At 47.2% G+C, this 3,276-nt stretch carries 3 protein-coding genes and 1 pseudogene; 1 reads left to right on the top strand and 3 read right to left on the bottom strand.

Annotation, left to right across the window (positions count from 1 at the left end):
* A partial coding sequence (locus RMO35_RS14875) for a hypothetical protein (RefSeq protein WP_309742111.1) occupies positions 1-201 on the top strand: 201 nt, incomplete at its 5' end.
* 143 nt (positions 202-344) lie between these two features.
* Here the strand turns inward: RMO35_RS14875 and RMO35_RS25375 are convergent.
* The 3 genes and pseudogenes from RMO35_RS25375 to RMO35_RS14860 all read right to left on the bottom strand — a co-directional run.
* Positions 345-563: pseudogene (locus tag RMO35_RS25375) on the bottom strand (transposase); the annotation flags it as partial.
* A 150-nt stretch (positions 564-713) separates the two neighbouring features.
* Positions 714-1,289 carry a hypothetical protein gene (locus RMO35_RS14865; RefSeq protein ID WP_309742110.1) on the bottom strand — a complete coding sequence of 192 codons (576 nt, stop codon included), beginning with the start codon at positions 1,287-1,289 and terminating at the stop codon, positions 714-716.
* 98 nt (positions 1,290-1,387) lie between these two features.
* Entirely contained in the window at positions 1,388-3,040 is a 1,653-nt protein-coding gene (locus RMO35_RS14860) for an ABC transporter ATP-binding protein (protein WP_309742109.1), read from the bottom strand.
* Positions 3,041-3,276 lie beyond the last annotated feature (236 nt).

The following is a 3,276-nucleotide window of genomic DNA, read 5'->3' as shown; positions in this document are numbered from 1 at the left end:
AAATTAGCTAATAGTGAAGCGCGAGGAGTGGTGGATGCGATCGTGTCTGAGGTGCTGAGTGAGTATTTCGCCGCTCGTCCCGATGTTGCGGATGCCATTGTCGAAAGAGCGATTAAAGCTGCTGATGTCGATCGAATTAGGAAGAGGGAGCGGGATTTATTACGTCGTAAATCTCAAGAAAACGATCTTCACCCTTCTTAGTTGCTATGGCATATATAGGGCTTGCTGAAAAAGTCTTCAAATTAGATCGATCGAAAAGCTATGTAATTCAAAGCAGCTATAACATTAACTCATCACACTAATAGATAAATATATGAAAAATGTTTGATTTTGAAAGAAATCTAAAAACAGATAAAAAACTGCCGTAGCAGTCTAGAAAGATTCATGACCGAAAAAGAGATTGCTATAGTAGTTTTAGAAGTATTTGCAAGTTTTGTCATCATACAATTGATGCTGAATCTCCGCTTTGCTTCTCCGATAAAGCATCTATGATTTTTTATGTCTGCTCTACTGTTTCTCTGTCGCTCGTTTTTAACCTTTCTTTGATTATTAGTGCCCCTAATGCCATTCTGAATGGTTTTGCTGGTGCCCCGATTCCCTCTGCTCAGAAGTGGATAGCATATTCTGCTTCAAATTCTGACCAGCGATTCTAAGCTGTGCCTTTGTTCCCCCCTTTCAATAAATCTTGCCGATCGCCATAACTGCTGGAGAGCCTAATTATCTTTGAGTTTAATTCTGGTAGTGGATTCGCGCTTGAATTGTTGTTTGCGGAGATTGTCGATTCGCTCGTTAACTTGTTTTTGGAGTTCGACGCGATCGACACGTTTGCTATAAATTTTGAGATACTTAATAGCGTCTTCGGTCTTACCATCACTTTCTTTGATTCTAGCAAGCGCGAGATAGTCCTGAGTTGCTACCATCGGCGCGATTTCATTGTAGCTTCTAATTAGTTGCGGCACGACGATCGTGGCTAAGAAAACTAGGAAGATAAACGATATTTTGGCATCTGGTTTCATTGATTCAACCAAATACATCGTCAGCGCAAATAACAAGACCATTACTATTAGCATAAATAATAAATGTGGGTCTTGGAGCAATACATTAGACGATTGTTCGACAGCCGCCGTATGCGTGCCGATCGTATATCCAACCAGTGCCGTAGTAGTAGGTAACGTAAATTGCCGCAGCGTCGAACCTTTGCCACTGAGATGAAAAATTAGTGACATAATACTGGCAATACTGGCAGCGAACGTCCAGATAGTCATGTTGTGCATCCCAGTTTTTGTCAAATATAAATTACCGATCGACAGTTAAAATCTGTGCGATCGATATCGCGAGTCATATTAACACGCATTGGGATAAATTTGCTGCTAGAATTTTTAATCTTTTAACCGTGCTGTGCCAGTAATGGTGCCGCTGCTAAGAGTTCTTGAGTGTAAGGTTGTTGGGGATTGCTAAAAATCTGTTGTGTGTCGCCCATTTCCACGATTTGTCCGCGATTCATCACGGCAATCCGATCGCACAAAAATCTCGCCAGCCAGAGATCGTGGGTGATAAATAAATAGGTAAGCTGGTGTTCGCGTTTGAGTTCGAGCATCAGATCTAGAATCTCGGCTTGAATCGTGGCGTCTAACATACTGACGGGTTCGTCGCAAATGACTAATTTCGGCTTGGTAATCAAAGCGCGGGCGATGCCAACGCGCTGCTGCTGTCCGCCAGAGAGCTGATTTGGGTAGCGATCGAAGTATTCAGTAGCCGGGTTTAAACCGACGCGTTCGAGCATCGCTAGGACTTGCGATCGCGTCTGTGCGGGCGTAGCATTTATCTCGTGAATGATTAAGGGATCGGCGATACTTTCACCGATGGTCATCATCGGATTGAGGGAGGCGCTGGGATCTTGGAAAATCATCTGCATATCCCGCCGTTTGGCGCGGATTGCCGCAGGTGATAGATGGGTGAGTTCTTCGCCGCAGAATGTCACCGTCCCACCAGTCGCGGGCACTAATTGGAGGATCGTCCGCGAGAGGGTACTTTTGCCACAGCCAGATTCACCGACTAATCCAAAGATTTCGCCTTCGTAGAGTTCGAGCTGGACATTATCGACAGCCTTATTGATGGTGGTTTTGGCATTGGTGAGTATCCGCTGAAGCAAATTAGTTTCGATCGTGTAATGCTTTTGGAGCTTATCGAGGGTCAGGATCGGTTTCTTGATTGCTAGCGCCGTTGCTGTCAATTCTGTAACTCGGTCGTTTGCCTGAACGTGGAGCGCGGACTTGAGGAGAGTTTGAGTGTATTCAGCTTGAGGATTGCCAAAAATATTGGCGACGGTACCTTCTTCTTCCTTACGCCCTTTATTCATCACCACGATCCGATCGCAATAAGTCGCGATCGTCGCTAGATCGTGGGAAATTAACAGCAGTCCCATCTGGCGTTCTTGACACAGCCGCGTCAATTCGCGTAAGATTTCCGCCGATACGCGCACATCCAAACTCGTCGTCGGCTCATCCGCAATAATCAACTTCGGATCGAGCAATAAAGCTAACGCGATCGCCACCCGCTGGCGCATACCGCCGCTGAATTCGTGCGGATACTGGTTCCAGCGATCGGCAGGGATTTGGACGGCAGCTAGGGTATCTAGAGCGCGTTGCTTGGCTTGTTGTCTAGTTAGATTTGGCTCGTGAGCTTGGAGCGTCTCCAGACAGTGATTCCCGATCGTCATCAGCGGATCGAGCCGCGTCATCGGATCTTGAAAGATCAAGCCCACCACTTCCCCCCGAAAGCGCCGCACGGCTTCAGCATCCATGTCTGGCACGGATTGCCCCTCAAATAAGATTTTGCCCTCGATCCGCGAATTGGCGGGTAACAGCCGCATTATTGCCTTACCCAGCGTAGATTTACCACATCCCGATTCCCCCACAAAGCCAATCTTTTCACCCGCTGCCAATTCAAACGACACATCCTCAATGGCGTGTGCTACTTGCTGGCTCGATTCGGCTTGAGGGTAAGTTATCCAGAGGTTTTGGACGCTGAGTAATTTCATGGGGGAGATGGGAGATGGGAGTTGGGAGTTGGAAGACGGGGAGAGGGGGAGATGGGGAGACGGGGAGATGGGGAGATGGGGAGATGGGGAGATAGGGAGATAGGGAAAAATTAACCTTTTACCCCTTACCCTTTACCTCTTACCCCTTCAGCCCCTTATCTCGCTCGAATCGTCGCATCAAATAAGCGGCGGCAAAATCGCCATTGGGATGTTTGACGAGGATATCGGCGAGATCG

It is taken from the genome of Chamaesiphon sp. OTE_20_metabat_361, assembly GCF_031364565.1.
The sequence above is the reverse complement of the archived record's forward strand: the minus strand, read 5'-3'. Positions and strand labels throughout refer to the sequence as shown.

Excerpts from the sequence above, each read along its gene's own strand:
- RMO35_RS14860 (WP_309742109.1), bottom strand. The coding sequence starts at position 3,040 with ATGAAATTACTCAGCGTCCAAAACCTCTGGATAACTTACCCTCAAGCC.